General features: G+C 69.9%; 23 protein-coding genes and 1 pseudogene. 9 read left to right on the plus strand and 15 right to left on the minus strand.

Features of this window, described 5'->3' with window-relative positions; translation table 11 throughout:
* Positions 1-37 precede the first annotated feature (37 nt).
* A complete protein-coding gene (locus tag ADL25_RS32050; protein WP_059131392.1) occupies positions 38-253 on the plus strand; it encodes an FmdB family zinc ribbon protein in 216 nt (71 codons plus the stop codon).
* Positions 254-261: 8 nt separating this feature from the next.
* Here the strand turns inward: ADL25_RS32050 and ADL25_RS32055 are convergent.
* The 4 genes and pseudogenes from ADL25_RS32055 to ADL25_RS32070 form a co-directional block, all read right to left on the minus strand.
* A pseudogene (locus ADL25_RS32055) lies at positions 262-920 on the minus strand (O-methyltransferase).
* Between the two features lie 104 nt (positions 921-1,024).
* Complete coding sequence (locus ADL25_RS32060; protein WP_059131393.1) at positions 1,025-1,837, minus strand: hypothetical protein; 813 nt, start codon at positions 1,835-1,837, stop codon at positions 1,025-1,027.
* On the minus strand, positions 1,834-4,338 hold the full coding sequence (locus ADL25_RS32065; RefSeq protein WP_059131394.1) for a phosphoribosyltransferase: 2,505 nt from the start codon (positions 4,336-4,338) through the stop codon (positions 1,834-1,836). The genes ADL25_RS32060 and ADL25_RS32065 overlap by 4 nt, the downstream gene beginning before the upstream one ends.
* A gap of 17 nt (positions 4,339-4,355) precedes the next feature.
* A complete protein-coding gene (locus ADL25_RS32070) occupies positions 4,356-5,522 on the minus strand; it encodes an HpcH/HpaI aldolase/citrate lyase family protein (RefSeq protein ID WP_059131395.1) in 1,167 nt (388 codons plus the stop codon).
* Between the two features lie 187 nt (positions 5,523-5,709).
* Between ADL25_RS32070 and ADL25_RS32075 the strand changes: the two genes are divergently transcribed.
* A complete protein-coding gene (locus ADL25_RS32075) occupies positions 5,710-6,543 on the plus strand; it encodes a TerD family protein (protein WP_059131396.1) in 834 nt (277 codons plus the stop codon).
* A 4-nt stretch (positions 6,544-6,547) separates the two neighbouring features.
* Here the strand turns inward: ADL25_RS32075 and ADL25_RS32080 are convergent, their stop codons facing one another.
* The 6 genes from ADL25_RS32080 to ADL25_RS32105 all read right to left on the minus strand — a co-directional run bounded on the left by ADL25_RS32080 (position 6,548) and on the right by ADL25_RS32105 (position 11,150).
* The gene (locus ADL25_RS32080; RefSeq protein ID WP_059131632.1) at positions 6,548-7,279 is read right to left on the minus strand and encodes a TerD family protein; all 732 of its coding nucleotides are present in this window, start codon (positions 7,277-7,279) and stop codon (positions 6,548-6,550) included.
* Between the two features lie 203 nt (positions 7,280-7,482).
* Positions 7,483-8,631: a DUF475 domain-containing protein gene (locus tag ADL25_RS32085; RefSeq protein WP_059131397.1), complete on the minus strand. Its 1,149-nt coding sequence runs from the start codon at positions 8,629-8,631 to the stop codon at positions 7,483-7,485.
* A 51-nt stretch (positions 8,632-8,682) separates the two neighbouring features.
* On the minus strand, positions 8,683-9,258 hold the full coding sequence (locus ADL25_RS32090; protein ID WP_059131398.1) for a TerD family protein: 576 nt from the start codon (positions 9,256-9,258) through the stop codon (positions 8,683-8,685).
* 97 nt (positions 9,259-9,355) lie between these two features.
* Positions 9,356-9,931, minus strand: a complete 576-nt coding sequence (locus ADL25_RS32095) for a TerD family protein (protein WP_059131633.1) — start codon at positions 9,929-9,931, stop codon at positions 9,356-9,358.
* A 113-nt stretch (positions 9,932-10,044) separates the two neighbouring features.
* Complete coding sequence (locus ADL25_RS32100) at positions 10,045-10,503, minus strand: peroxiredoxin (RefSeq protein ID WP_059131399.1); 459 nt, start codon at positions 10,501-10,503, stop codon at positions 10,045-10,047.
* Between the two features lie 209 nt (positions 10,504-10,712).
* A complete protein-coding gene (locus ADL25_RS32105) occupies positions 10,713-11,150 on the minus strand; it encodes a DUF3052 domain-containing protein (protein WP_059131400.1) in 438 nt (145 codons plus the stop codon).
* Positions 11,151-11,577: 427 nt separating this feature from the next.
* Between ADL25_RS32105 and aceE the strand changes: the two genes are divergently transcribed.
* Both aceE and ADL25_RS32115 read left to right on the plus strand, forming a co-directional pair.
* Positions 11,578-14,325 carry a pyruvate dehydrogenase (acetyl-transferring), homodimeric type gene (gene aceE, locus ADL25_RS32110; protein WP_059131401.1) on the plus strand — a complete coding sequence of 916 codons (2,748 nt, stop codon included), beginning with the start codon at positions 11,578-11,580 and terminating at the stop codon, positions 14,323-14,325.
* Between the two features lie 84 nt (positions 14,326-14,409).
* Positions 14,410-15,180, plus strand: a complete 771-nt coding sequence (locus ADL25_RS32115) for a potassium channel family protein (protein ID WP_059131402.1) — start codon at positions 14,410-14,412, stop codon at positions 15,178-15,180.
* 27 nt (positions 15,181-15,207) lie between these two features.
* On the opposite strand, the gene ADL25_RS32120 is transcribed toward ADL25_RS32115, so the two are convergent.
* Positions 15,208-15,516, minus strand: a complete 309-nt coding sequence (locus ADL25_RS32120) for a hypothetical protein (protein WP_059131403.1) — start codon at positions 15,514-15,516, stop codon at positions 15,208-15,210.
* 221 nt (positions 15,517-15,737) lie between these two features.
* Positions 15,738-17,366: an MFS transporter gene (locus ADL25_RS32125; protein WP_059131404.1), complete on the minus strand. Its 1,629-nt coding sequence runs from the start codon at positions 17,364-17,366 to the stop codon at positions 15,738-15,740.
* 113 nt (positions 17,367-17,479) lie between these two features.
* On the opposite strand from ADL25_RS32125, the gene ADL25_RS32130 reads away from it, so the two are divergent.
* From ADL25_RS32130 to ADL25_RS32140, 3 genes are all read left to right on the plus strand, one after another.
* A complete protein-coding gene (locus tag ADL25_RS32130) occupies positions 17,480-18,151 on the plus strand; it encodes a TetR family transcriptional regulator (protein WP_059131405.1) in 672 nt (223 codons plus the stop codon).
* A 201-nt stretch (positions 18,152-18,352) separates the two neighbouring features.
* Entirely contained in the window at positions 18,353-19,570 is a 1,218-nt protein-coding gene (locus ADL25_RS32135; protein WP_059131406.1) for an alpha/beta hydrolase, read from the plus strand.
* 66 nt (positions 19,571-19,636) lie between these two features.
* The gene (locus tag ADL25_RS32140; protein ID WP_059131407.1) at positions 19,637-20,491 is read left to right on the plus strand and encodes a DUF4429 domain-containing protein; all 855 of its coding nucleotides are present in this window, start codon (positions 19,637-19,639) and stop codon (positions 20,489-20,491) included.
* A gap of 14 nt (positions 20,492-20,505) precedes the next feature.
* Here ADL25_RS32140 and ADL25_RS32145 read toward each other — a convergent pair whose 3' ends face one another.
* The gene (locus ADL25_RS32145; protein ID WP_059131408.1) at positions 20,506-21,522 is read right to left on the minus strand and encodes an aldo/keto reductase; all 1,017 of its coding nucleotides are present in this window, start codon (positions 21,520-21,522) and stop codon (positions 20,506-20,508) included.
* Positions 21,519-21,995 (minus strand): MerR family transcriptional regulator, encoded by a 477-nt coding sequence (locus tag ADL25_RS32150; RefSeq protein WP_059131409.1) that lies wholly within the window; start codon positions 21,993-21,995, stop codon positions 21,519-21,521. The genes ADL25_RS32145 and ADL25_RS32150 overlap by 4 nt, the downstream gene beginning before the upstream one ends.
* Before the next feature lie 94 nt (positions 21,996-22,089).
* Here ADL25_RS32150 and ADL25_RS32155 point away from each other — a divergent pair, with 94 nt between their 5' ends.
* Both ADL25_RS32155 and ADL25_RS32160 read left to right on the plus strand, forming a co-directional pair.
* Entirely contained in the window at positions 22,090-22,569 is a 480-nt protein-coding gene (locus ADL25_RS32155) for a GNAT family N-acetyltransferase (RefSeq protein ID WP_059131410.1), read from the plus strand.
* Between the two features lie 10 nt (positions 22,570-22,579).
* Positions 22,580-23,401, plus strand: coding sequence for a serine hydrolase domain-containing protein (locus ADL25_RS32160; RefSeq protein WP_059131411.1), 822 nt, complete (start codon positions 22,580-22,582; stop codon positions 23,399-23,401).
* Between the two features lie 9 nt (positions 23,402-23,410).
* Here the strand turns inward: ADL25_RS32160 and ADL25_RS32165 are convergent, their stop codons facing one another.
* Complete coding sequence (locus ADL25_RS32165; protein WP_059131412.1) at positions 23,411-24,064, minus strand: pirin family protein; 654 nt, start codon at positions 24,062-24,064, stop codon at positions 23,411-23,413.
* Positions 24,065-24,101 lie beyond the last annotated feature (37 nt).

Below are 24,101 nucleotides of genomic sequence, written 5' to 3' on the forward strand. Positions count from 1 at the left end.
CCTGGGATCGCCGGTGGCCGCCGGTTAGCCTGTGCCCATGCCACGCTACGAGTACCGCTGCCGCAGCTGCGGCGACACGTTCGAACTGAGCCGTCCGATGGCGGAGTCCTCCGCCCCCGCCACGTGCCCGTCCGGTCACGACGACACGGTGAAGCTCCTGTCGACCGTCGCGGTGGGCGGCAGCGCGTCGGCCCCGGCGCCGGCGCCCCGGGCGGGCGGCGGCTGCTGCGGCGGCGGCGGCTGCTGCGGCTGAGCACCCGCTCAGCGCCGTCGCGCCAGGGTCAGCCCGTCCGCCACCGGCACCATCACGCTGTCGACCCGCTCGTCCGCCGTCACATGGTCGTTGAAGTCCCTGATGGCGGCGGCGAGTCCGGACGCGCCGGGATCCGTCGCACCGCCGTGGTAGAAGACGTTGTCCACCACGAGCAGACCGCCCGGACGCATGCGCGGCACCAACTCGTCCCAGTACGCGACGTAGTTGTCCTTGTCCGCGTCGATGAACGCCATGTCGATGCGCGGCCCGGCGGGCAGCGCCCGCAATGTGTCGATCGCGGGTGCGATACGCAACTCGATCCGGTCGGACACCCCCGCCTTCGCCCATCCCGCCGCGCGTACTCCGTCCACTCCTCGCAGACGTCGCACGTCAGCAGGGTTCCGTCGGGGGGCAGCGCCTGCGCCATGGACAGCGCCGACAGCCCGGTGAAGGTCCCGATCTCGACGACCCCCCGCGCCCCGGTCAGCCGCACCAGAAAGGCCAGAAGCGGCCCCTGTTCCTCGGCGACCTGCTTGCCAGCCACCAGCGGCAGCCGGGTGTGCGTGACCTCGACCAGCATCCGCTGCACGGGGTCCAGCGGTGGGTTGTGGCCGAGCATGTACGCGTAGAGCTCGTCCGTCAGCGGCGTCCCGTTCCCCTTGGCCACCCGGTCCTCCTCCGGCCCGCCCCGAGATCCTGAGCGCTTCGGGCTCTCTTCCACCGTATCCCGGGGTCGCCGGAACGGGGCGGGTCGTGCCGGACGGGGACGGGTCAGGCCTGGCGCGCCTCCTTCAGGAACTCCCGCAGGATCCGCTCGCCGGCCAGCACGCCCCGCTCGGGCAGGGCGGTGATGCCCGGTGCCGTCCAGTCGGCGTCGGCGAGCTCGCCGTGCCCAGGGCGCCAGCCGCGGTCGGCGGCCAGCAGCAGGTCCGCATCGAGCAGCGAGTCCCCGGCGGCGAGGGTGAGCGCGGCCCCGGTACGGCGGGCGACCTCCCGCACGGCGGCGCTCTTGGTGAGCGGCTTCGGCACGGCGTAGATCTTGCGGCCCTGCAGGGACACCGTCCAGCCGCGGTTCTCGGCCCACACGGCCAGTTCCTTCACCCACTCCTCCGGCAGCAGCTCGCGCTCCACCACGAGGTAGGCGAAGAGGTCCTCGGCGACCCGATGCTTGCGCAGCCACACCGGGTCCGCGGTGGCCGCCAGGTGCTCCCGCACCTCCTCCAGCGGCGCGCACTCCTCGGCGAGCCGGGCGACGACCGCTGCGTGCCACTCGGGATCGGCGACACCGTCGACGAGCAGATGGCCGCCGTTCGCGCAGATCGCGTACGTCGGGGCCGGGCCGGGCAGGTTGATGCGCTGGTACTGCTTGCGGGTGCGGGTGGTGGTCGGCACGAACACCGCGCGGTCGCCGAGGTCCGTGAGCAGCGCGGCCGCGGTCTCGGTCATGTACGACAGCGGCCTGCTCTCGTGCACCTCGACGCACAGCAGCCGGGGCGCCCTGGCGTCCGGCATGGTCAGCGCGAGCGCCGCGGACGAGTAGATGAGCGTACGGTCGAGGTCGCTGGCGACCAGAACGGGGCTCATGCCGTCACCGCCCTGCCGTCGGCGCCGGTCGCGCCCCGGGTGTACTTGGGATGGATCAACCCCACGCAGGTGTAGGGCAGTTCGTCGACCAGCTCGACGGGCACGCCCCGCTGCCCGGCCAGCAGCCGCACATGGTCGAGGTCGGCGCCCGCCCCGGACCGCGCCAGTATCTTCCAGGGCACCCGGCGCAGCAGTACCCGCGTGGTCTCGCCGACGCCGGGCTTGACGAGGTTCACGTCGTGGATGCCGTACTCCTCGCTGATGCGTTCCACCGCCGCCCAGCCCTCCCAGGTCGGCGCGCGGTCACCGGAGAGCAGTTCCTTGGTCTGTGCGTCGACCGCGTCCTCGACCTCCGTGAAGCAGGCCGAGACGGTGTCGAGGAAGGCGACCGAGACGTCCGCTCCGGCGAGTTCGCGGTAGAACTTCGCGCCGTGGTAGTCGTGCGGCCCGACCAGGTCGGCACGCAGCACCGTGCGGGATATCAGCCCGGAGACCGTGGAGTTGAGGCAGGCGGACGGGATCAGGAAGTCCTCACGCGTGCCGAAGGTCCGTACGCAGGAGCCCGGGTCCGCGAGCACCGCGATCTCCGGGTCGAAGCCGGTGATGCCGTCGGACTCCTCGAACTCCCGGATCGCTTCGGCGAGTTCCCGGGTGATGGCGCCCTTGCCGGTCCAGCCGTCGACGAAGACGATGTCGGCGGGGTCGTACCGGTCGGCGAGGTAGCGCAGGGCGTTGGCGTCGATACCGCGTCCGCGCACGATGGACACCGCGTAGTGCTGCACGTCGATGCCGTGGCGGTGCCGCGCCCAGCGGCGCATCAGGACGCCCACGGGGGTTCCGGCGCGGGCCAGCGAGACGAGGACCGGACGCGGGGACCGTTCGGCGAGGACGGTCTCGGTGACCACGCCGACGGCCTGCGCGATACGGGCGGCGGACGTCTCGAGTGCCGCGTGGAACAGCTCCTGGTACTGCTCGCTCGGCTGGTACTCCACCGGCAGCGACTCGGCGTAGTGCGCGCCGCCGCTCTGGATCGCCTCCTCGCGTTCCTCGGTCGGCGCCTCCAGGGTGACGTCCGAGAGGTCCTGGAGCAGCCAGCCGACCTCGTCGGGCGCGTACGAGGAGAAAGCGGGGCCACGAAGTGGCTCGGGCAGCATGGCGGGCCTTTCGGGGACGTGCCGGGGCGCGGGGACATAGCTGGGCACGACCGCGAGCAGGACGTGCGGGGTGTGGGCGGCGAGCCGGTCCAGGAGGCCGCCCGGGGCGTGCAGTCCGGGTGTGTCGGCCACGGAGTCCACGACGGCGACGACGGCGTCGAAGCCGGCACCCGCCACGTTGTAGGCATAGCGCTCGCCGGGGCCGTCGGCCGGGTCGTCATGCGCGGGGAAGGCGATCCGGCTGCGTATCGCATAGCCGGGGTCGTCCACGGCGAGGACGGGCGAGCGGGTGGTCGTGGAGAAGCGGACCTCGGCGGGGACGACCTGCTCCAGCTCCCGGGCCAGCCGCAGCGGCGCGTACATCAGCTCCTCGAAGCCGAGCACGAGGACGCGTCGGGCCGCGCCGGGTATCGCCTCGGCCAGCCGCGCCGCCATGGCGGGCAGCGCACGCTCCAGACGGACCCGGTGCTCGGGGGTGAAGCCGTGGCGCCCGCCGTCGGGCAGACCGCCGGGCCAGCCGAGGCTCACCCGGGCGATGCGGCCGAACGCGTCGGCCCTGTCGCCGGATGCCTCGCCGGACGCGCTGTCCGACTCCGTACCACGCACGGCGCTCTCGTGCTCCGCGACCAGCGCCTGGCCCTTCTCCAGCACCCCCACCGGCAGCCGCACCGTGCCCGAGACCGCCGCCACCAGGTCCACTCGGGCGCCGATCTCCCGGGCGAAGCCCTCCAGGCGCCCCAGATCCGCGGCCGAGCGCATGTCGACCAGCGCGACGACGACGTACCGGTCGCGCGGATACCGCTCGTGCAGGTCGCGGATCGTGTTCATGACCGTGTTGCCGGTCGAGAACTCGTCGTCGACCAGGACCAGCGGACCGTCGCCGGCCAGCAGCGCCGGATCCTCCGGCAGCAGCAGATGCGAGGTGGCGTGGGAGTGCGACTCCTCGAAACCGCCGGCCGGGGCGACGCCCTCGACGGGCCGGCGGGTGGAGTGCAGATAGGGGGCGAGCCCGAGACCGTCCGCGACGGCGTGACCGAGCCCGGTGGCCGTCTCCGCGTAGCCGAGGACCACCGCGCCGCGTCCGCCCGAGCCGTACCGACCACCGCCGTCGCCGCCCAGCAGCTCCCGCACCCGGCGGCCGAGCGCGAACCCATGGCTGTAGACGACGGCCGGTGACTGCGGAACGTGCTTGCCCAGCACGTTGGAGACGAGCAGATGCGCCCGTTTGGGGTTGCGCCGCAGCGCGAGACCCAGCAGATCGGTCAGCCGTTCGTCGCCGACCAGCTCCACCCCGAGCCGCTCGGCGACCCACGTCCCGGACCAGACCACGTTCTTCCTCGGTTCCATCTCAGTCGGTGCCGGCGTCAGCCGGGAAGTCCCGCGGCCAGCAGCTCCACGAAGCCGATGTCCTCGCCCGCCACACCGAAGACCTCGGCGCGCTGGAGCGTGCGCTCCGCCCAGGCGCGGTGCGGCTTCACCTCGTTCATCTTGTTCGTGTACGCGGAGCGCAGCACTCCGCCGCCGAGCCGCTCGGGCCGCATGATGTCCTGGGCGTCGCTGAACTCCTCGTGACTGACGACCGACAGTGCGTGCACGGGCATCACATGCGAGGGGTGGATGCAGGTCTTGCCGAGCAGGCCGTTGGCACGGTCGAGGGAGATCTCGCGCAGCAGCCCGTCCAGGTCGTGCTCGATGAGCGTCTCGCGCAGTTCCTCGACCTCGCCCTCCATGAAGGGGCTGCGCCGCAGCTGCGGCTTGAACATCCGCTCCTGCGCCCTGAAGTACTCCCACACGGGCCCGGTCACCGTGAATCCGGTGCCGTCGGCCCGCCCGAGGACATTGACGACGTCGGCGATCACGGAGGCCACGATCTGGACGTCGTAGGCGGTCATGTCGGGCGCACGGCGCAGGCCGTACGAGGAGCAGAAGTCGGTGACGCCGAGGCGCAGCGCGAGCACCCGGTCGCGGTACTTGTCCACGGTGCGGAAGATGCCCTCCAGCGTCTCCCGGCGCGTCTCCAGGTAGAGCAGGGAGGGCGACTCGAGGACCGGCATGGCGAAGAGCCTGCGCCCGCTCGCCGTCACGGCCCCGGTCAACGCCTCCATGAAGGGGACGCCCCGCTCCTCGGTGAACTTCGGCAGCACGAAACCGGACAGCAGCCGGACCGCCGGACCGAGCCGGGCCACCAGGTCCGGGATCTGCTCGGGGACACGGACCCGGATGAAGAGCAGCGGCAGCTCCACGTCCGGGCGCCCGGCGAGGTCGGTGAACTGCCGGACCAGATTCTCCTCGGCGTCCACGACGTCCGCGTCGTCGATGGAGTCCTCGAGGCACAGCACCATGGACACGACGCCCCGGCCCGCCTGCTTGACCACGTCGTCGGCGAGCTGCGGACGGGTCGCGGGACTGTAGAGCGTGGCGCCGAGGGCCACCGCGAGCACACGGGCCGGCGCGTCGGCGGTGAAGACGGCGGGCTCCTGATGGAAGAGCCGCCGCCGCTCCTCAGGGGCGATATGCCCGAAATGACGCATGAGACTCCCCCGTGGTGCTGGACTGCCCGAAAAGTGGTGGCCGGTAATACTACGTAGAACTCCATGTCATGGGTTCCCGTTGGGCATGAAGTTCAGGTAACTCGGCTGTGTCCGTGGTACATCGGCGCAGCGGCGGGGGTCCACCCCCGCGTTGTCGTGACCTTGACGGGGAAGGCAGGATGACGCCATGACGCACGCGATGCTGAAGGGGTCGAACGTACCGCTCGAGGTCACGGCGGTACGGGCGGTGCTGCGCTGGGCAGCGGGACAGGGCGCTCCCGAGGTGGACGCCTCGGCGCTGCTCCTCGGCCCCGAAGGGCGGGTGCGGTCCGACGAGGACTTCGTCTTCTACAACCAGCCCCGGCACCCCTCGGGCAAGGTCCGGCTGCTCGGGAAGAAGCGGGAGGCGGACCGGCTGACCGAGACGATCCAGACGGACCTGGCGGGCGTCGAGCCCGGCGTGGGCCGGGTGCTGCTGGTCGCCTCCGCGGACGACGTCACCTTCGACCAGGTCCGGTCGCTGAGCATCCATCTGTACGACGCGGCGGCCGCAGACGGGGAGCCACTGGCGTACTTCGACATCAAACCGGAGACCGGCGCCGAGACGGCCCTGATCTGCGGGGAGCTGTACCGGCGTGGCGACGCCTGGAAGTTCCGGGCACTCGGCGAGGGCTATCTGAACGGGCTGAAGGGCCTCGCGAACGACTTCGGCATCTCGGTGGACGAGTCGGAGGCACCCGCCGAGACCGGAGCGGTCCCGGCCGTCGCCGAGATCTCGTTGCCGCTGCCGCCGGAGCAGCCGGTGCCGCAGCAGCCGGCTTACGGCTATCCGGCGGAGCCGGTGTCGACGCAGCCGGCCTACGGCTATCCCCAGCCGGCCAGCCCGCCCGCCTACGGCTATCCGCAGACGCAGGCGGCCCCGGCGACGGCGCCCGCCTACGGCTATCCGCCCACCGCGGCACCGGCCCTGGACCCGAACTTCACTCTCCCGCCGCAGGGGCCGCAGTTCATCGGCCGGTAGCCGGCTACGCCTTCGTCTTGTAGCCCCGGCCCCACTGCAGACCCCAGCCGTAGAGCCGGTCCAGTTCGGCCTGGAAGCCGTACACGAACTTCACCTCGCGGCGGACGACGATCTCGCCCTTGACGTTCTCTATCAGGACGACCGCGCAGGAGCGGGCCTGCGGGTGGCGTTCGTCCAGACCGATCTCGATGCGCGGGCCGTTGCTGGGATAGAGCGTGACCACGGCGTGCGTACGGTCGAACGCGGGCGTCTGGTCGTAGATGTAGACGAAGATCAGCAGCCGTTTGAAGTCGTCCCGGTGATCGAGGTTGACGAAGATCGTCTCACCGGAGCCGGAACCGAACCGGTCGTCACCGCTCAGCTTGATGTACGGCGGGTCGTTGAGCTCCCCGAAAAAGCTGCCCAGCGGCTGCACCACACCCTTGGTGCCGTCGGCCAGCTCGTACATGCAGCCGAGGTCGAGGTCGACGTTGACCATGCTCTGGGTGTGCGCCTGCACGACCTCGGGGGTGAACATCCGGAACGGGTGCCTCAGCAGGCTGCCCCGCTCGGGACCGCCGATGTCCGAGGTCCGCATCCGCCACGACAGGTTGATGCGCAGGTTGCCGGTGGCCGCGCCCTGCTTGGTCAGCGAGACCCGCTGGTGCCGTTTGGTCAGCTCGATCGAATTGCTCGCCGCGCTCCCCGAGTCGAACTCCGTCGCGCGCCCGCGCCACACGCCGTCCCAGAAGCTCATGCCCGCCCCCTGTGTCACTACACGGTTCAACAGCCACGGGGCGGCCGCCGAGAACGTGTCCTCGCTGCCGCCCCGCACAGAGCGTTCCTCACCGGGGCCCGGTCCACACCCGCGAGACCGTCACCGACGGGCGGGAAGGTGTGCGCCCCGGGGCTCATACGCCCCGGAGGTCGACCGGACCCTCGAAGGGGGAACGCGTGCCCCTACACCCCGGACGAGACCTCAGTCTTCGCGTCCGGCGCCTCCGCTTTTCCCTCGGCCGCGGCGAGCGCACGGTTGCGGCGTACCGAGGACCAGAAGGACCAGCCGATGAGGACGACACCGACGAGACCGGTGATCACCTCGTTGATCTGGTACTGGATGGTGACCATGAGGATCACGGCCAGCGCGCCGATCGCGTAGTGCGCGCCGTGCTCCAGGTAGACGTAGTCGTCGAGGGTGCCCTGCCGGACGAGGTAGACGGTCAGCGACCGAACGTACATCGCGCCGATGCCGAGGCCGAGCGCCATCAGGATGATGTCGTTGGTGATGGCGAAGGCGCCGATCACACCGTCGAACGAGAAGGACGCGTCCAGGACCTCCAGGTAGAGGAACATGAAGAACGCGGCCTTGCCGGCCAGCCGGACCGCCGAGCGCTCCTTTCCGGTGCGCGCGGCCTCTTCCTCCGCCTCGCTCTCCCGCTCCTCCTCGTCCTCGAGCCTGTCCTCGAAGTAGCCGGAGAGACCGCCGACGATCATGTACGTGATCAGACCGGCGATGCCGGAGATCAGAACCGTCTGGCCCTTGTCGATGTGCGCGCCGCCGTGCTGGTGGGCGTGGGTCGCGAAGGTCATGGAGGCGATCAGCAGGACGATCAGCGCGATGCAGACCGACAGCATGTCGACCTTGCCGAGCTTGGAAAGCGGGCGCTCGATCCAGCGCAGCCACTGGATGTCCCGGTCCTCGAAGATGAAGTCCAGGAAGATCATCAGAAGGAACATCCCGCCGAAGGCGGCGATCGCCGGGTGGGCGTCGGTGACGAGCTGCTGGTACTGGTCCTTGTCGGTCAGCGCCAGGTTCACCGCGTCTATGGGGCTCTTCTTCGCCGTGACGGCGACGATCACGACGGGGAATACCAGCCGCATGCCGAAGACCGCGATCAGCACACCGACCGTGAGGAAGATCTTCTGCCAGAAGGCACTCATCTTCTTCAGGATTCCGGCGTTGACCACGGCGTTGTCGAAGGACAGCGAGATCTCGAGGACGGACAGGATCGCCACGATGCCGAAGGCGGTCCACCCCCCGTAGAGGACCGCAAGGACCAGGCCGACCGCGGTGACCACGAACGACCAGCCGAAGGTTTTCAAAAGCACTGGCTACCCAATCCGAATCTGTACGGGACTCCCCCGTCGCCGTACCCGGCTTTACGAAACGTTGACTCCGAAGTCTAGAGCGATTCCGCGCAGACCGGATGCGTACCCCTGTCCCACCGCCCTGAACTTCCACTCGGCGCCGTAGCGGTAGACCTCGCCGAAGATCATCGCGGTCTCCGTGGAGGCGTCCTCGCTCAGGTCGTAACGGGCGAGCTCCTGGCCGTCGGCCTGGTTGACCACACGGATGAAGGCGTTGCTGACCTGGCCGAACGTCTGACCGCGCTCGTCGGCCAGATGGATCGAGACCGGGAAGACGATCTTGTCGCACTGGGCCGGGACCTTGGAGAGGTCGATCAGGATCGACTCGTCGTCGCCGTCGCCCTCACCGGTGAGGTTGTCCCCGGTGTGCTCCACCGACCCGTCCGGGCTCTTGAGCTGGTTGTAGAAGACGAACCACTCGTCACCGAGGACCCGGCCGCCACTGCACAGCAGCGCGCTGGCGTCGAGGTCGAAGGGGGCTCCGGTGGTGGAGCGCGCGTCCCAGCCGAGCCCGATCATCACCTGCGTGAGATTCGGTGCGGCCTTGGAGAGGGAGACGTTGCCTCCCTTGGCGAGCGTGACGCCCATGATGCTGGTCCTCCCCGAGATGGTGCTGCTCTGCTTGTCCTGCGCGTCCGGCGCCGCACTCAAACCGTGCGACGCCGGACGATGCGGTTCAGGCTGCTCAGACGTTGACGCCGAAGTCCTGCGCGATACCGCGCAGACCCGAGGCGTAACCCTGACCGATGGCGCGGAACTTCCACTCCGCACCGTGGCGGTACAGCTCACCGAAGACCATGGCGGTCTCGGTGGAGGCGTCCTCGCTCAGGTCGTAGCGCGCGATCTCCTGCTGGTTCGCCTGGTTGACGACACGGATGAACGCGTTGCGGACCTGGCCGAAGGACTGCTGGCGGTTCTCGGCGTCGTAGATCGACACCGGGAAGACGATCTTCTCGACGTCGGTCGGGACCGAGGCGAGGTTGACCTTGATCACCTCGTCGTCGCCCTCGCCCTCGCCCGTGAGGTTGTCGCCCGCGTGCTCGACGGAGCCGTCCGGGCTCTTGAGGTTGTTGAAGAAGACGAAGTTCTGGTCGCTGCCGACCTTGCCCGACGTGTTCAGCAGCAGGGCGCTGGCGTCGAGGTCGAAGTCGGTACCGGTCGTGGTGCGGACGTCCCAGCCCAGACCGACGAGGACCGCGGTCAGGCCCGGGGCCTCCTTGGTCAGCGATACGTTGCCGCCCTTGCTGAGGCTGACTCCCACGAGTCCCTCCATTGGTGTCCAGGGGCGGGGAGCCCCGTAGTGCGTTGGCATCGGATCAACGAGTCGATCCTAGTGACGGGTTCCCGTACCCCGCAGGCCTTGGGACCCGAGAATCACAGGGTGTCGAGCGCCTTCACGTACTCGTTCAGGTCGCGCGCGTCCGGCAGGCCGTTGACCACGGTCCACCGCACCACGCCCTCCTTGTCGATGATGAAGGTCCCGCGCACCGCGCAGCCCTTGTCCTCGTCGAAGACGCCGTAGGCGCGCGAAATGTTGCCGTGCGGCCAGAAGTCGGAGAGCAGGGGGTACTCCAGGCCCTCCTGCTCGGCGAAGACGCGCAGGGTGTGGATGGAGTCGTTGGAGACGGCGAGCAACTGGGTGCCGTCGTTGACGAACGCCGGCCGGCTGTCGCGCAGCGCGCCGAGCTCGCCCGTGCAGACGCCGGTGAAGGCGAACGGGTAGAAGACCAGCACCACGTTCTTCTCGCCTCGGAAGTCGGCGAGCCGCACGGCCCTGCCGTGGTTGTCCTTGAGCTCGAAGTCGGGGGCCTTCTCGCCGACCTGGATCGCCATGGGCCTGCTTTCCTTCCGGTGGGGCTGGTCGAGTCGGACCCACCCTACGCAGCGGTCACAGCAGGCCTGAGGACGGGCTGAGCGTTCAGCCCGTCCTCGGGATCCCGTGCTCGAGCGACTTCGCGGACGAGGCCGTGAGGTCCGGGGTGGGGTCCGGGGGCGCAAGCCCCGTTACGGCCGCCCCGGCGACCGGCCGGTCCGGCGGAGCGTCACCTCTTGGACCTGGCCGCCTTCGGCGTCACCAGCCGGGACCCGCTCCAGTCCTTGCCCACGCTGACACTCTTGGACGCCGACAGACCCGCCGTCGTCGCGGATTCAGAGATGTCGCTCGGCTCCACGTAGCCCGTACGACCCGTCTTCGGGGTGAGGAGCAGGATCGAGCCGCCTTCTTCGATGTACGTGGTGGCGTCCACCAGCACATCCGTCAGGTCGCCGTCCTCGTCGCGGAACCACAGCACCACAGCATCGGCGACGTCGTCGTACTCCTCGTCCACGAGCTGGCTGCCGATGAATTCCTCAATGGCCTCGCGGAGCTCCTGGTCGACGTCGTCGTCGTAGCCGATCTCCTGGACCACCTGCTCGGGCTGGAACCCCAGCCTCGCGGCAGGGTTCGTCCGCTCCTCCGCGTGGTCCGCGGTCGCGCTCACGGCTTGCCTCCTGATCATGTCTTGTCGAATATCTCAGCCACGCGCGTACGCGAAGCGTTGGCCGTAGTCCACACGGGCGCGGCGGATCGCGCAAGTACCCGGCGGTTCAGACCGCCGAAACGGTGACGATCCTGGCCGTGTCGCCGCAACTCCAGGCACGGTATCGCGTCGGATGGTGATCCACACCACACCGTTCTGCCCGGTTTGCGCATTCCGGAATCCTCTGCGGGTACGAGAGTCGAATGACTTTGCGGGACCCGTCACCGCCTGGGCGTATCGTGTCGCTTTGCTCGTGAGCGTCCCCGAAGAACCGATCCGCCACTGTGGTTACCTCACGGTAGAGATGACGTTTCCCTTCCCCGAGGTACACGATGGGGATCGGTGCAGGCACAAGGAAAAAGTGGCCCTCTGACAGGTAAGGAACAGCGTGGCTTCCGGATCCGATCGCAATCCGATCATCATTGGCGGCCTTCCTAGTCAGGTTCCTGACTTCGATCCCGAGGAAACCCAGGAGTGGCTCGACTCCCTCGACGCCGCAGTGGATGAGCGCGGCCGTGAGCGGGCCCGCTACCTGATGCTCCGTCTGATCGAGCGGGCCCGCGAGAAGCGCGTGGCCGTGCCCGAGATGCGCAGCACGGACTACGTCAACACCATCCCCACCAAGAGCGAGCCGTTCTTCCCCGGCAACGAGGAGATCGAGCGCAAGATCCTCAACGCCACACGGTGGAACGCCGCCGTCATGGTCTCCCGCGCCCAGCGACCCGGAATCGGGGTCGGCGGCCACATCGCCACCTTCGCCTCCTCCGCCTCGCTGTACGACGTGGGCTTCAACCACTTCTTCCGGGGCAAGGACGAGGGCGACGGCGGTGACCAGGTCTTCTTCCAGGGCCACGCCTCCCCGGGCATCTACGCGCGGGCCTTCCTCCTCGACCGGCTCTCCGAGCGTCACCTGGACGGGTTCCGCCAGGAGAAGTCGAAGGCTCCGTACGGGCTCTCCAGCTACCCGCACCCGCGCTCGATGCCGGACTTCTGGGAGTTCCCGACGGTATCCATGGGTCTCGGCCCGATCGCCGCGATCTTCCAGGCCCGGATGAACCGCTATATGCACGCGCGCGACATCGCGGACACCTCCCGCTCGCATGTGTGGGCCTTCCTCGGCGACGGCGAGATGGACGAGCCGGAGTCGCTGGGGCAGCTGTCCATCGCGGCCCGCGAGGGCCTGGACAACCTGACCTTCGTCGTCAACTGCAACCTCCAGCGCCTGGACGGCCCGGTGCGCGGCAACGGAAAGATCATCCAGGAGCTGGAGTCGGTCTTCCGCGGTGCCGGCTGGAACGTGATCAAGCTGATCTGGGACCGCACCTGGGACCCGCTGCTGGCGCAGGACCGGGACGGCATCCTGGTCAACAAGATGAACACCACGCCGGACGGCCAGTTCCAGACGTACGCGACCGAGTCCGGCGCGTACATCCGGGACCACTTCTTCGGCGACGACCACCGGCTGCGCGCGATGGTCGAGAACATGACCGACGACCAGATCCTGCACCTGGGCCGTGGCGGTCACGACCACCGCAAGATCTACGCGGCGTTCAAGGCGGCCAAGGAGCACAAGGGCCAGCCGACGGTGATCCTGGCCAAGACCGTCAAGGGCTGGACCCTTGGCCCCAACTTCGAGGGCCGCAACGCCACGCACCAGATGAAGAAGCTGACGGTCGCCGACCTCAAGCACTTCCGCGACCGGCTGCACCTGCCGATCTCCGACAAGGACCTCGAGTCCGGCCTGCCGCCGTACTACCACCCCGGCCGGGACACGGAGGAGATGCAGTACATGCACGACCGGCGCAAGTCGCTCGGCGGGTACGTCCCGACGCGCGTCGTGCGCTCCAAGCCCCTGCCCCTTCCCGACGAAAAGGTGTACGCGGGGGTCAAGAAGGGCTCCGGTCAGCAGTCCATCGCCACCACCATGGCATTCGTGAGGCTGCTGAAGGACCTCATGCGGGACAAGGAGATCGGCCGGCGGTTCGTGCTGATCGCCCCGGACGAGTACCGCACCTTCGGCATGGACTCGTTCTTCCCGAGCGCGAAAATCTACAACCCGCTCGGCCAGCAGTACGAATCGGTCGACCGGGACCTGCTGCTCGCCTACAAGGAGTCCCCGACCGGCCAGATGCTGCACGACGGCATCTCCGAGGCGGGCTGCACGGCGTCGCTGATCGCGGCCGGGTCGGCGTACGCCACGCACGGCGAGCCGCTGATCCCGGTGTACGTCTTCTACTCCATGTTCGGTTTCCAGCGCACCGGTGACCAGTTCTGGCAGATGGCCGACCAGCTCTCGCGCGGTTTCGCCCTCGGTGCGACCGCGGGCCGTACGACTCTGACCGGTGAGGGCCTCCAGCACGCGGACGGCCACTCACAGCTCCTGGCCTCGACCAACCCGGGATGCGTGGCCTACGACCCGGCCTACGCGTACGAGATCGCCCATATCGTGGAGGACGGTCTGCGGCGGATGTACGGCTCCTCGCCGGAGCACCCGCACGGCGAGGACGTCTTCTACTACCTGACCGTCTACAACGAGCCGATCCGGCAGCCGGCCGAGCCGGCCGGCGTGGACGTCGAGGGCATCCTCAAGGGCATCCACCGGATCTCCGAGGGCACCTCGGGCACCGTCCGGGCGCAGATCATGGCCTCCGGCGTGTCCGTGCCCTGGGCACTGGAGGCGCAGCAGCTCCTCGCCGAGGACTGGAACATCCGTGCGGACGTCTGGTCGGCGACCTCGTGGAACGAGCTGCGGCGCGAGGCCGTGGACTGCGAGAAGCACAATCTGCTGCACCCCGAGGAGGAGCAGCGGGTCCCGTACGTGACGCAGAAGCTGGGCAGTGCCGAGGGTCCGTTCGTCGCCGTGTCCGACTGGATGCGATCCGTTCCCGACCAGATCGCGCGCTGGGTGCCCGGCTCCTACCAGTCGCTGGGCGCGGACGGCTTCGGCTTCGCGGACACGCGGGGCGCGGCCCGCCGCTTCTTCCACATCGACGCGCAGTCGATCGTGGTGGCGGTCCTCGCCGAACTGGCCAGGTCGGGCAAGATCGACCGCTCGGTGCTCAAGCAGGCGATCGACCGCTACCAGCTGCTCGACGTGACGGCGGCCGACCCGGGAGCGGCGGGCGGCGACGCGTAACCGCCCGCATCGCCCGGCCGCGGTGGCCGAAGGGCGGCGAGGCCTGCGGCCTCGCCGCCCTAGCGCGTTCCTTACGATGCGGGCATGGAGGAACGAACGGCGCAGGCCCGATGGGAGCGGCGCACCCAGCGGCCTCTGCTGGCGCTCGCGGTGGGGTTCGCCGTCGCCTACGCCGTGCCGATCGTGGACAGCTCGGCGAGCCGGTCGCTGACCGTCGCGTGCACGGTGACCGAGTGGTTGGTGTGGGGAGCGTTCGCCGCGGACTATCTCGTGCGGCTCGCGATCGCGCCGCACCGCAAGGAGTTCGTCCGCACCCACTGGCTCGACCTGTGCGCCGTGGTGCTGCCGCTGCTCCAGCCGCTGCGGCTGCTGCGGCTGGTGTCGACGCTGATGCTGGTGGGCCGGCGCGCGCGGATGGCCTCCCAGATCCGGCTGACGACGTATGTCGCCGGAGCGGTCGTCGGACTCCTGATGTTCGGCTCACTGGCCGTGCTCTCGGTGGAGCGGGACTCGCCGCACGGGAACATCAAGACGCTGGGCGACGCGGTGTGGTGGTCGTTCACCACGATGACGACCGTGGGCTACGGCGATCACGCACCGACCACCGGCCTCGGGCGCATCCTCGCCGTGGGCCTGATGCTCTCCGGCATCGCCCTGCTCGGTGTGGTGACCGCGAACATCGCAGCCTGGTTCATCGCGCGGTTCGAGAAGGACGACGTGGAGGAGCGCCGGCAGACGGCGGCGATCGAGGCGCTGACCGAGGAGGTACGGGCGCTCAGGGCCGAGGTGGCCGCGCTGTCCGGTCCGCCCGTGCCGCACCCGCTCGCCCCCGAGGAAGCGGGGCCCCGGCCGTAGCCGGGGCCCGACGCTCGCTCTCCAGGATCAGAGCAGTCCGTTCCCGGGGGTCGCGGTTCCGGCCAGCCAGACGATCGCCAGCAGTGTGTCGATCGCGCCGAGGACCAGGGCCACCAGAGCCGGAATCGAGCGGCTGCCCGCCCAGCTGCGGCCCATCGCGAGCCATCCGCACACGGCCGCGACCGGTCCCAGAACGATGCCGAGGGCGAAGAAGCCCGCGACAGCGCAGATGACTCCTATGATCCCGAGCGTCGCGCGATCCGGCCCGGTCCGCGACCACGTCCGGCCGCGTGAGCGGGGGTACCTGCGCGTGCCGTTCCCGAAGCCCGCCATCATCAACTCCCTGAACTCATCGGTCAGTTCGGGCGTGATGAGCGGGTACCCCGGTTTCCCGCGGCAAGTCCTGCCCGCACGCGGCTCCCTACGGCAGCGCGCCGCGGTCCGTCCGGCCTCGCGGGCGCACGGCGGCGGACGGACCCACTGCGACCTGCGACGTCCGCCGGACGGGAAGGATCCGAGCGCCTTCGCCCCGACGGACGAACGCGCTCGGATCCGCGTCAGATGTGCGCGGCCCCCGCGCCCGCCTCCGCGTTCTCGCCGCGCTTGGTGAGCAGCGCGACCAGCACCGCGACCGTCGCGACACCCGCCGCGACCAGACAGGCCAGGCTCATGCCGGAGATGAACGTGTCGTGCGCGACCGCGGTGATCTTCTGGGCGATGGCGGCCGGGGTGTCCGGGGCCACCGGGGCCACACCCACCTGCACCGCCTCGGAGGCCTGGCCGAGCTGCGGCCCGCTCAGCGGCGGAAGTCCGGCGTCCGTCCAGTTGCCGGCGAGGTCGTTGTCGACCTTGGAGGCCATCACGGCGCCCAGCACCGCGGTGCCGAGGCTGCCGCCGATCTGCATCGCGGCCTGCTGCAGTCCGCCGGCGACACCGGAGAGCTCCATGGGCGCGTTGCCGACGATGACCTCGGTGGCGCCGACCATGACGGGCGCGAGTCCGAGACCGAGCAGCGCGAACCAGATCGACATGACGCCGCTGCCCGTTCCGGCCTCCAGCGTCGACATCCCGTACATCGCGATCGCGGTGGCGGCCATGCCTCCGGCCAGCGGGATGCGCGGGCCCAGCTTGGTGATCGCGGCACCCGCGAGCGGAGAGCCGACGATCATCATGCCGGTCAGCGGGAGCAGGTGCATACCCGCGTCGACCGGGCTCATGCCGTGCACGTTCTGCAGGTAGAAGGTGACGAAGAACAGGCCGCCCATGAAGGCGATCGCCATGAGGACCATGAGCACGACACCCGCGGACAGCGGCACCGAGCGGAACAGTCCCAGCGGGATCAGCGGCTCCTTCACTCGCTTCTCCCACACGGAGAAGAGGACGAAGCCCAGCACGGACGCGCCGATGAACAGCCAGGTCTTGCCGTCGCCCCAGCCCCAGGCCGGCGCCTTGATGAGCGCCCAGACCAGGCAGAACATGGCGCCGGACAGCAGGGCGATACCGAGCAGGTCGAAGGAGCGCGGCGCGTTCTTCGCACGGTGGTCGGTGAGGATCAGCAGGCCGAGGACGAGCGCGAGCGCGCCGACGGGCACGTTGATGAAGAAGACCGACTGCCAGCTGACGTGCTGGACGAGCAGACCGCCGAGGATCGGGCCGCCCGCGGTGGAGGCGCCGATGACCATGCCCCAGATACCGATCGCCATGTTCAGCTTCTCGGCCGGGAAGGTGGCCCGCAGCAGACCGAGCGCGGCGGGCATCAGCAGCGCGCCGAACAGACCCTGGAAGACGCGGAAGGTCACGACGAGGGCGATGCTGTCGGACAGGCCGATCGCGCCGGAGGCGGCCGCGAAGCCGACCACACCGATCAGGAAGGTCTGCCGGTGGCCGAAGCGATCACCGAGCTTGCCCGCGGTGATCAGGGTGACCGCGAGGGCGAGGAAGTAGGCGTTGGTGATCCACTGGACGTCGGAGAAGCTGGCTCCGAGGTCCTTGGCGATGGCCGGGTTCGCGATGGCCACGATGGTGCCGTCGAGGGCCACCATCATGACGCCGACCGCCACGGTGATCAGGGTGAACCACGGATGTCCGCGCAGTCCGCGGTCAGGCGCCCGCTCCGCCGGGACCGTCGGCGCCCCGACCGTCTTGTCCCCCGGTTCCGTCGCATCGACGGTGGTCTGACTAGTCATATGGTGGAGGTTAGTGACAGCCACTGACAATTGACAAACCAATTCACAAGTCGGTAACTGTCACGCTACTCGCGGCTTGACCCAACCGGGCCGTACGACCGGAAAGAGGACCGATGGAGACGGCGTCGCGACCAGGATTGCGTGAGCGCAAGAAACAACGCATCCGTGACGCGCTGCTTCGCGCCGCTCTGGAGCTGTTCCTCACCCAGGGGTACGAACGGACGACGGTCGACGAGATCACCGCGGCCGTGGACGTCTCCCAGCGCACCTTCTTCCGCTACTACGCCGGAAAGGAGGAGGCGGTCTTCTTCACCCACTCCGTCGCCGCGTCGCACTTCGTCGACGCGGTGCGTGCGCGCCCCCGTGACGAGGCCCCGCTGGAGGCGCTGCGACAGGCGGTTCTGCAGGGCTGGGACGGCATCGGGGAGACCATCGAGCGGATCATCCCGGTCGAACTCCACCTGCGCACCTACCAGTTGATCGAGTCGACGCCCGCCCTCTTCGCAACCCACCTGCGCCGTTCGGCCGAGGTGGAGGAGGAGATCGCACGCGTGATCGCCGAACGCGAGGGCCTCGACGTGGACACGGACCCCCGACCTCGTGTCGCGGTGGCCGTGTTCGGCGGGGTGATGCGCGTCACCGAACGGCTGTGGGGCACGGGCGAGGACATCAGCGTCGCCGCGATCCACCGGCTGACGGTCTCGCATCTGGACGCCGTGCGCCCGGCGCTGGCGGAGAAGTGGCGCACGGACGGCGCGGACGGCGCCTCCGCCGCCGTCAACTGAATTCCCGGCGTCGGGGGGCCGGACACGGCCGACGGAGTGAAGCTGCGGCCACGTGGAGTGTCAAGTGACGTGCGCCTCATCGACCCAGCGTGACGATCGGACGTAAGACCCATCCGTTTTGCCGTAATTGGCGCCACAGAAACGTGAGACGCATCACTCGGTTAACGCGAGACACTCCCGTTCTCCTAGTGTGTCCTTCCAGTGACTTCCTTCGAAACCTCCCCGCAACTCAACGTCTGGCGCGCGCTGCTCGCTCTGGCCGTTGTCTTCGTGATGCTCGCGACGACCGGCTGGACCGCCGTTCGCAACCACCGAGGTCCCACGCCGCTCCAGGAGTCACGCTCGGCGTGGGAGCACGGGACGATCGCCGGACGCAAACTGCCGGACACCGACGCGTCTCCGCACCGGATCACGCACTTCTTCTCCTCGCTCAGCGCCCACCAGCGCTCCCGGCTCGTCCACCGCTTCCCGCTCGCGGTCGGCAACATGAACGGGGCGCCGGTGCGTCTGCGCTACGCGGCCAACCGCATCGCCCTCGACCAGCAGCGCAAGGTCGAGCGTGCGCGGATGCACGACGACCGGCTGTCGGCCGTCGGCCAGCGCGAGGCGGGCCGGCTCATGCACCGCTTCGAGGCGCTGATGCGGACGGACCGGCAGATCCTCGCCTTCGACCCGGAGGGCTCGGGGCGCGTGGCGGAGGTGCTCGGCAACCTGGACCGCGCCCAGCGGATCTCCGTCGTCGTCCCCGGTGTCGACACCGACCTGCTCACCTTCCAGCGCACCTTCCGCTCGTACTCTGCGCCGGTCGGCATGGCCAAGTCGCTCTACGCGGCCGAGCGGAAGGCCGGCCCCCTGACCCGTACGGCCGTGATCGCCTGGGCCGACTACACCGCGCCCGGCGGTCTCGGGGTGGAGGCGGCGACGGCGATGCGCGCCGAGGAGGGGGCCGTCCGGCTCAACGCCCTCGTCCGCGCCCTGCCCGGCCGCTCCCCCGTCCAGCTGTACTGCCACAGCTACGGCTCGGTGGTGTGCGGGGTGGCCGCGCACACGCTGCCGTCCCGGGTGTCCGACCTGGCGGTGGCGGGCAGCCCCGGCATGCGCACCGGTACCGCCGCCGGTCTGCGGACCCCAGCCCGGGTGTGGGCGATGCGGGACGCCGACGACTGGATCCAGGACGTGCCCTATCTGGAGGTGGGCGGTATCGGCCACGGCGCCGACCCGGTCTCCCGTGCCTTCGGGGCGAGGGTGCTGTCGGCGCAGGGGGCGAAGGGCCATGCCGGATACTTCGCGCCCGGCACCGAGAGCCTGCGCAACTTCGCCGAGATCGGCGTCGGCGCATATCGCGCGGTGGACTGCGTCCACAACGATGACGTCTGCCGGGCGGATCTGCCCGGCGCGGCGTCGGCCGGACGCGCGTAGAAGAACAGGAATTGCGGTCCGCCAGGGGAGGCGACGGAGGAGCACGTGCCGCATACGATGAGCCGCATGGGTGACGTACTGGCCGGATTTCATGCCGCCTGGGAGTTCGAGTCCGACTCCGTGCTCATCCGCTTCGAACGGGGTATTCGCACACCGAAGCTGTTCCAGACGCTCGGTGAACGCCGTGTCCCCCTGGAGGCGATCACGGGGGTCACACTGGCTCAGGGCAAGCGCGGGACCGTGGTCCTGCACGCGGTGCCCAGGCCCGGGGCGGACCCGCTGATGGAGGCGGCGGCGGGACAACTGAAGGAGTCCTGCGATCCGTATCGGCTGGTTCTGCCCGCCGACCGCGAGACCCTCGCCGAGTACTACGCCGACGAGCTGCGCGCACGACTGAGCGGGGACGGTGAGCCGGCCGAGCGGTTCCTGGTCGACCCGCCCAAGGCACCCGTGCAGTTCAAGGCGTACGACGGCAAGGCTTCCTTCGACGGTACGTCGGTGTCCTTCCGCTGGTTCTGGACGGGGGCGTCGTCCGCCAAGTGGAAGGCCGGCGACCAGAATTTCCCGGTCACCGGCCTCGGCGGCGTCGAGTGGCGCTCCCCCGAGGTCTTCGAGGGGCATCTGCGGCTGCTGCGGCGTGATCCCGCCGGCGGCGCACAGCCGGCCCAGCCGGACCAGGACCCGGCGGCCGTGGTCTTCGGCCTCGGCTACGGCCCCGTGCACGAGTCGTTGCCGTTCGCCGCGTCCGTGCTCGCCGCCGTGCGTGCCGCGGGCTCGGGTCCGGTGGCGGTGCCGGTCGCGCGGCGCGACCCGGCGGACATCGCCGAACGGATCCGCCATCTGGGGGAACTTCACCAGGCCGGGCTCGTGACGGACGAGGAGTTCTCCATGAAGAAGACGGAGTTGCTGGCGGAGCTCTAGGGCCGCGGGGTCCTCTACTCCCGGCCGGCCGAGGAGAACGTCATGTCCGGGTAGCGGTCGCCCGCGACCTTCGCGGCGATCGGTTCCAGGAGGCCCAGTTCGTCGGCGCTCAGCACGACGCGGGTCGCGTCCACGTTCTCCTCGACGCGTGTGCGCTTGGTGGTGCCCGGGATCGGGACCACCGGGAGCCCGTACACCGCCGCCTGCTGCTGGACCCAGGCCAGGGCGATCTGCGCGGGCGAGGCGCCGTGCGCCTCGGCGACGGTCCGGATCGGCTCGAGCAACGCCACGTTGGCGGCCGCGTTCTCCCCCGTGAAGCGGGGCATCGTACGGCGGAAGTCCTGGTCCGTGAGGTCGGTGTCGGCGTTGGAGAAGGAACCGGTGAGGAAGCCGCGCCCCAGCGGCGAGTACGGCACCAGGGTCACGCCGAGTGCCTTGGCGGCGGGCACCACGTTCGCCTCGATGTCCCGGCTGAACAGCGACCACTCCGACTGCACGGCGGCGATCGGGTGGACCGCGTGGGCCGCCCGCAGTTCACCGGCCGTGACCTCGCTCAGCCCGAGGTGCCTGACCTTCCCCTCGCGCACCAGCTCCGCCATGGTGCCGGCGGTCTCCTCGATCGGAACGGTCACATCGCGCCGGTGCATGTAATAGAGGTCGATCACCTCGACGTCCAGTCGCTTGAGGCTCGCCTCGACGCACTGGCGGATGTACTGCGGGTCGTTGCGGATGATTCGCTTGTAGGGCTCGTCCGGCGAGGAGGAGATCCCGAACTTCGTGGCGATGACGACTTCGTCGCGGTGCCGCCCGAAGAAGGGCGACAGGAACTTCTCGTTCTCCCCCGCGCCGTAGGCGTCCGCCGTGTCGAAAAGCGTGACGCCCAACTCCAGCGCCCGTTCCAGGGTGGCGCGCGCCTCCCCGGCGTCCGAGGGACCGTAGGCCCAGCTCATGCCCATGCAGCCGAGGCCCTGCACCCCCACCTGCGACCCGTCAGCGCCGAGCCGCGCCTTCGCGATCCTGCCGTCCGTCATCGGGGCCTCTCCGACGCCAGGGCGCGCCCGGCGTCCCCATAGAAATCGATCTTCCGGTCGAGCACCGCGAGGGTGTCCCGGAGCTCCGCGATCCGGGCGAGCACGTCCCTGCGGGTCGCCTCCAGGAGTTCGTAGCGCTCGCCGTACGTGTGGTCGCCGGCGCGCACCAGCTCCGCGTAGCGCACCATGTCGGCCACGGGCATACCGGTGAGCCGGAGTTTGCCGACGAGGTCGAGCCAGTCCAGGTCGGCGTTGCAGTAGCGGCGCTGACCCGTGTGCGAGCGGTCCACATGGGGCATGAGCCCGATCCGCTCGTACCAGCGCAGGGTGTGCGCGGTCAGTCCGGTGAAGGCGACGACCTCGCTGATGGTGTAGCTGTCCTGCCCGTCGGGACGGGGATGCCTCCCGGGCGGTACGGAGCAGATGTCGGTCCCGTTGTCGGCCGCCTCGGTCAAGGTCTCCATCACCGTCATGAACCCCACGCTAAAACCTTGGAGTGCACTCCAGGCAAGCGGAACAAGGGGAAAATGCCGAGCCCCGCCGGCCGGGTGCAACTAGCGTGCGCCCATGAGTCTCGTACGCCGGGCCGTGCCCGAGGACGCCGAAGAGCTGCTGCGACTGCGCCAGGTGATGATCGATTCGGTCTTCTCCACCGACTCCTCCACACACTGGCACAAGGAGTCCCTGCCCACCGTGCGCCACCGGCTCGCCGACCCGGAGGGCGGATTTGTCGCGTTCGTGATCGACCATCCCGAGCGGCCGGGAGCGCTGGCCGCGCTGGTGGCCGGGACCGTCGAGTACCGGATCGGCCGGCTGGGCAATCCGCAGGGGCTGGTCGGGCACGTCTTCAGCGTCGCCACCGACCCCGACGCGCGCCGCCGGGGCTATGCACGCGCCTGCATGGAGACGCTACTGGACTGGTTCCGCGAGCAGGACGTGCGCCAGGTCGACCTGAACGCCTCCGCCGAGGCCGAACCCCTGTACGCGTCGCTGGGCTTCGTCCGCAAGCCGGACCCCTCGATGCGGCTGCAGCTGGGAAGCGCATAGTGTCGGAGGCATGTCCCTGCAGAGTCTGGCGCTGATCGAGAACTGGCCCGTCCCCACCGCCGCCGCGGCGGTCGTCCGCGCGGACGGCACCGTGCTCGGCACGCACGGCCCGGTCGACCACCGCTTCCCGCTGGCCTCGGTCACCAAGCCGCTCGCCGCGTACGCCGTGCTCGTGGCGTACGAGGAGGGGGCAGTCGAGCTGGACGAGCCCGCCGGGCCGCCCGGCGCCACGGTCCGGCACCTCCTTGCGCACACCTCCGGGCTGGCGTTCGACGAACACCGTGTCACGTCCGCACCCGGGGAGCGGCGGCTGTACTCGAACGCCGGGTTCGAGGTGCTGGGCGATCATGTGGCGAAGGCGACGGACATCCGGTTCTTCGAGTACGTGCGCCAGGCCCTCCTCGAGCCGCTCGGCATGGACTCGACGAGCCTCGACGGCTCCCCGGCCAAGGACGGCGTCTCGACGGTCGCCGACCTCGTACGGTTCGCGGCCGAGGTGCAGGCGCCCCGGCTGCTGGACCCGCGGACGGTGGCGGAGGCGATGACGGTGCAGTATCCGGGCACGAAGGGCGTACTGCCGGGGTACGGGCACCAGAACCCCAACGACTGGGGGCTCGGCTTCGAGATCCGGGACTCCAAGTCGCCGCACTGGACGGGTGGTTCGTCCTCGCCGCGGACGTTCGGTCACTTCGGGCAGTCGGGCACGTTCCTGTGGATCGACCCGGTCGCCGGCGCGGCGTGCGTGGCGCTGACGGACCGTGCGTTCGGACCGTGGGCCGCCGAGGCGTGGACGCCGTTCACGGACGCGGTGCTGGCGGAACTGCGGGGCTGAGGCGCCCGGCTACCCCGCCAGCTCCCAGACCAGCAGCTCCGCCTCCGTCAGGCCCACGGCCTCCATGTCCTTCGCGTCCGTGATCCGCGCCGCGTCGCCCGACCCCAACTCCGCTCCGCCCAGGTGCACTTCTCCGCGCACCACATGGACGTAGGCGTACGCCGCGTCCGGCACCGCGGTGCGCTCCCCCTTCCCGAGGCGGCGTACATGGAGCATCGCTCCCGCCTGGGGGACCGCGTACGGCGTGGAGTCCGCGATGCCGTGGACCACCTCGTACGCGGGCTCACCGCCCGGCTCCAGAGGCGCCAGCCACATCTGGACGAAGACGAGCGGGACGTCGGCGTCGTTGCGCTCCACATGGCGCACACCGCCCGCCGAACTCAGCCGCTGGACGTCTCCGGGCCGGACGACCGAAGCGTGGCCGGTCGAGTCGCGATGGGTCAGCTCGCCCTCCACCACCCATGTGACGATCTCGGTGTGGCTGTGCGGGTGCTCGTCGAAGCCCGCACCGGGCGCGAGCCGCTCCTCGTTGCAGGCGATCACGGCGCCGAAGCGGAGGTTGTCGGGGTCGTAGTGCGGGCCGAAGCTGAAGGCGTGCAGGGACTCGATCCCGGCGACCGGGTCCCCTCCCCGGTAGCGCTCGCCGGCGCGCCGTACGTCCATCACGGCAACCACCGTAGCCCCGCCCTTCCCGCCCCCC

Source organism: Streptomyces sp. NRRL F-5122, from assembly GCF_001507435.1.
Classification (GTDB): domain Bacteria; phylum Actinomycetota; class Actinomycetes; order Streptomycetales; family Streptomycetaceae; genus Streptomyces; species Streptomyces lannensis.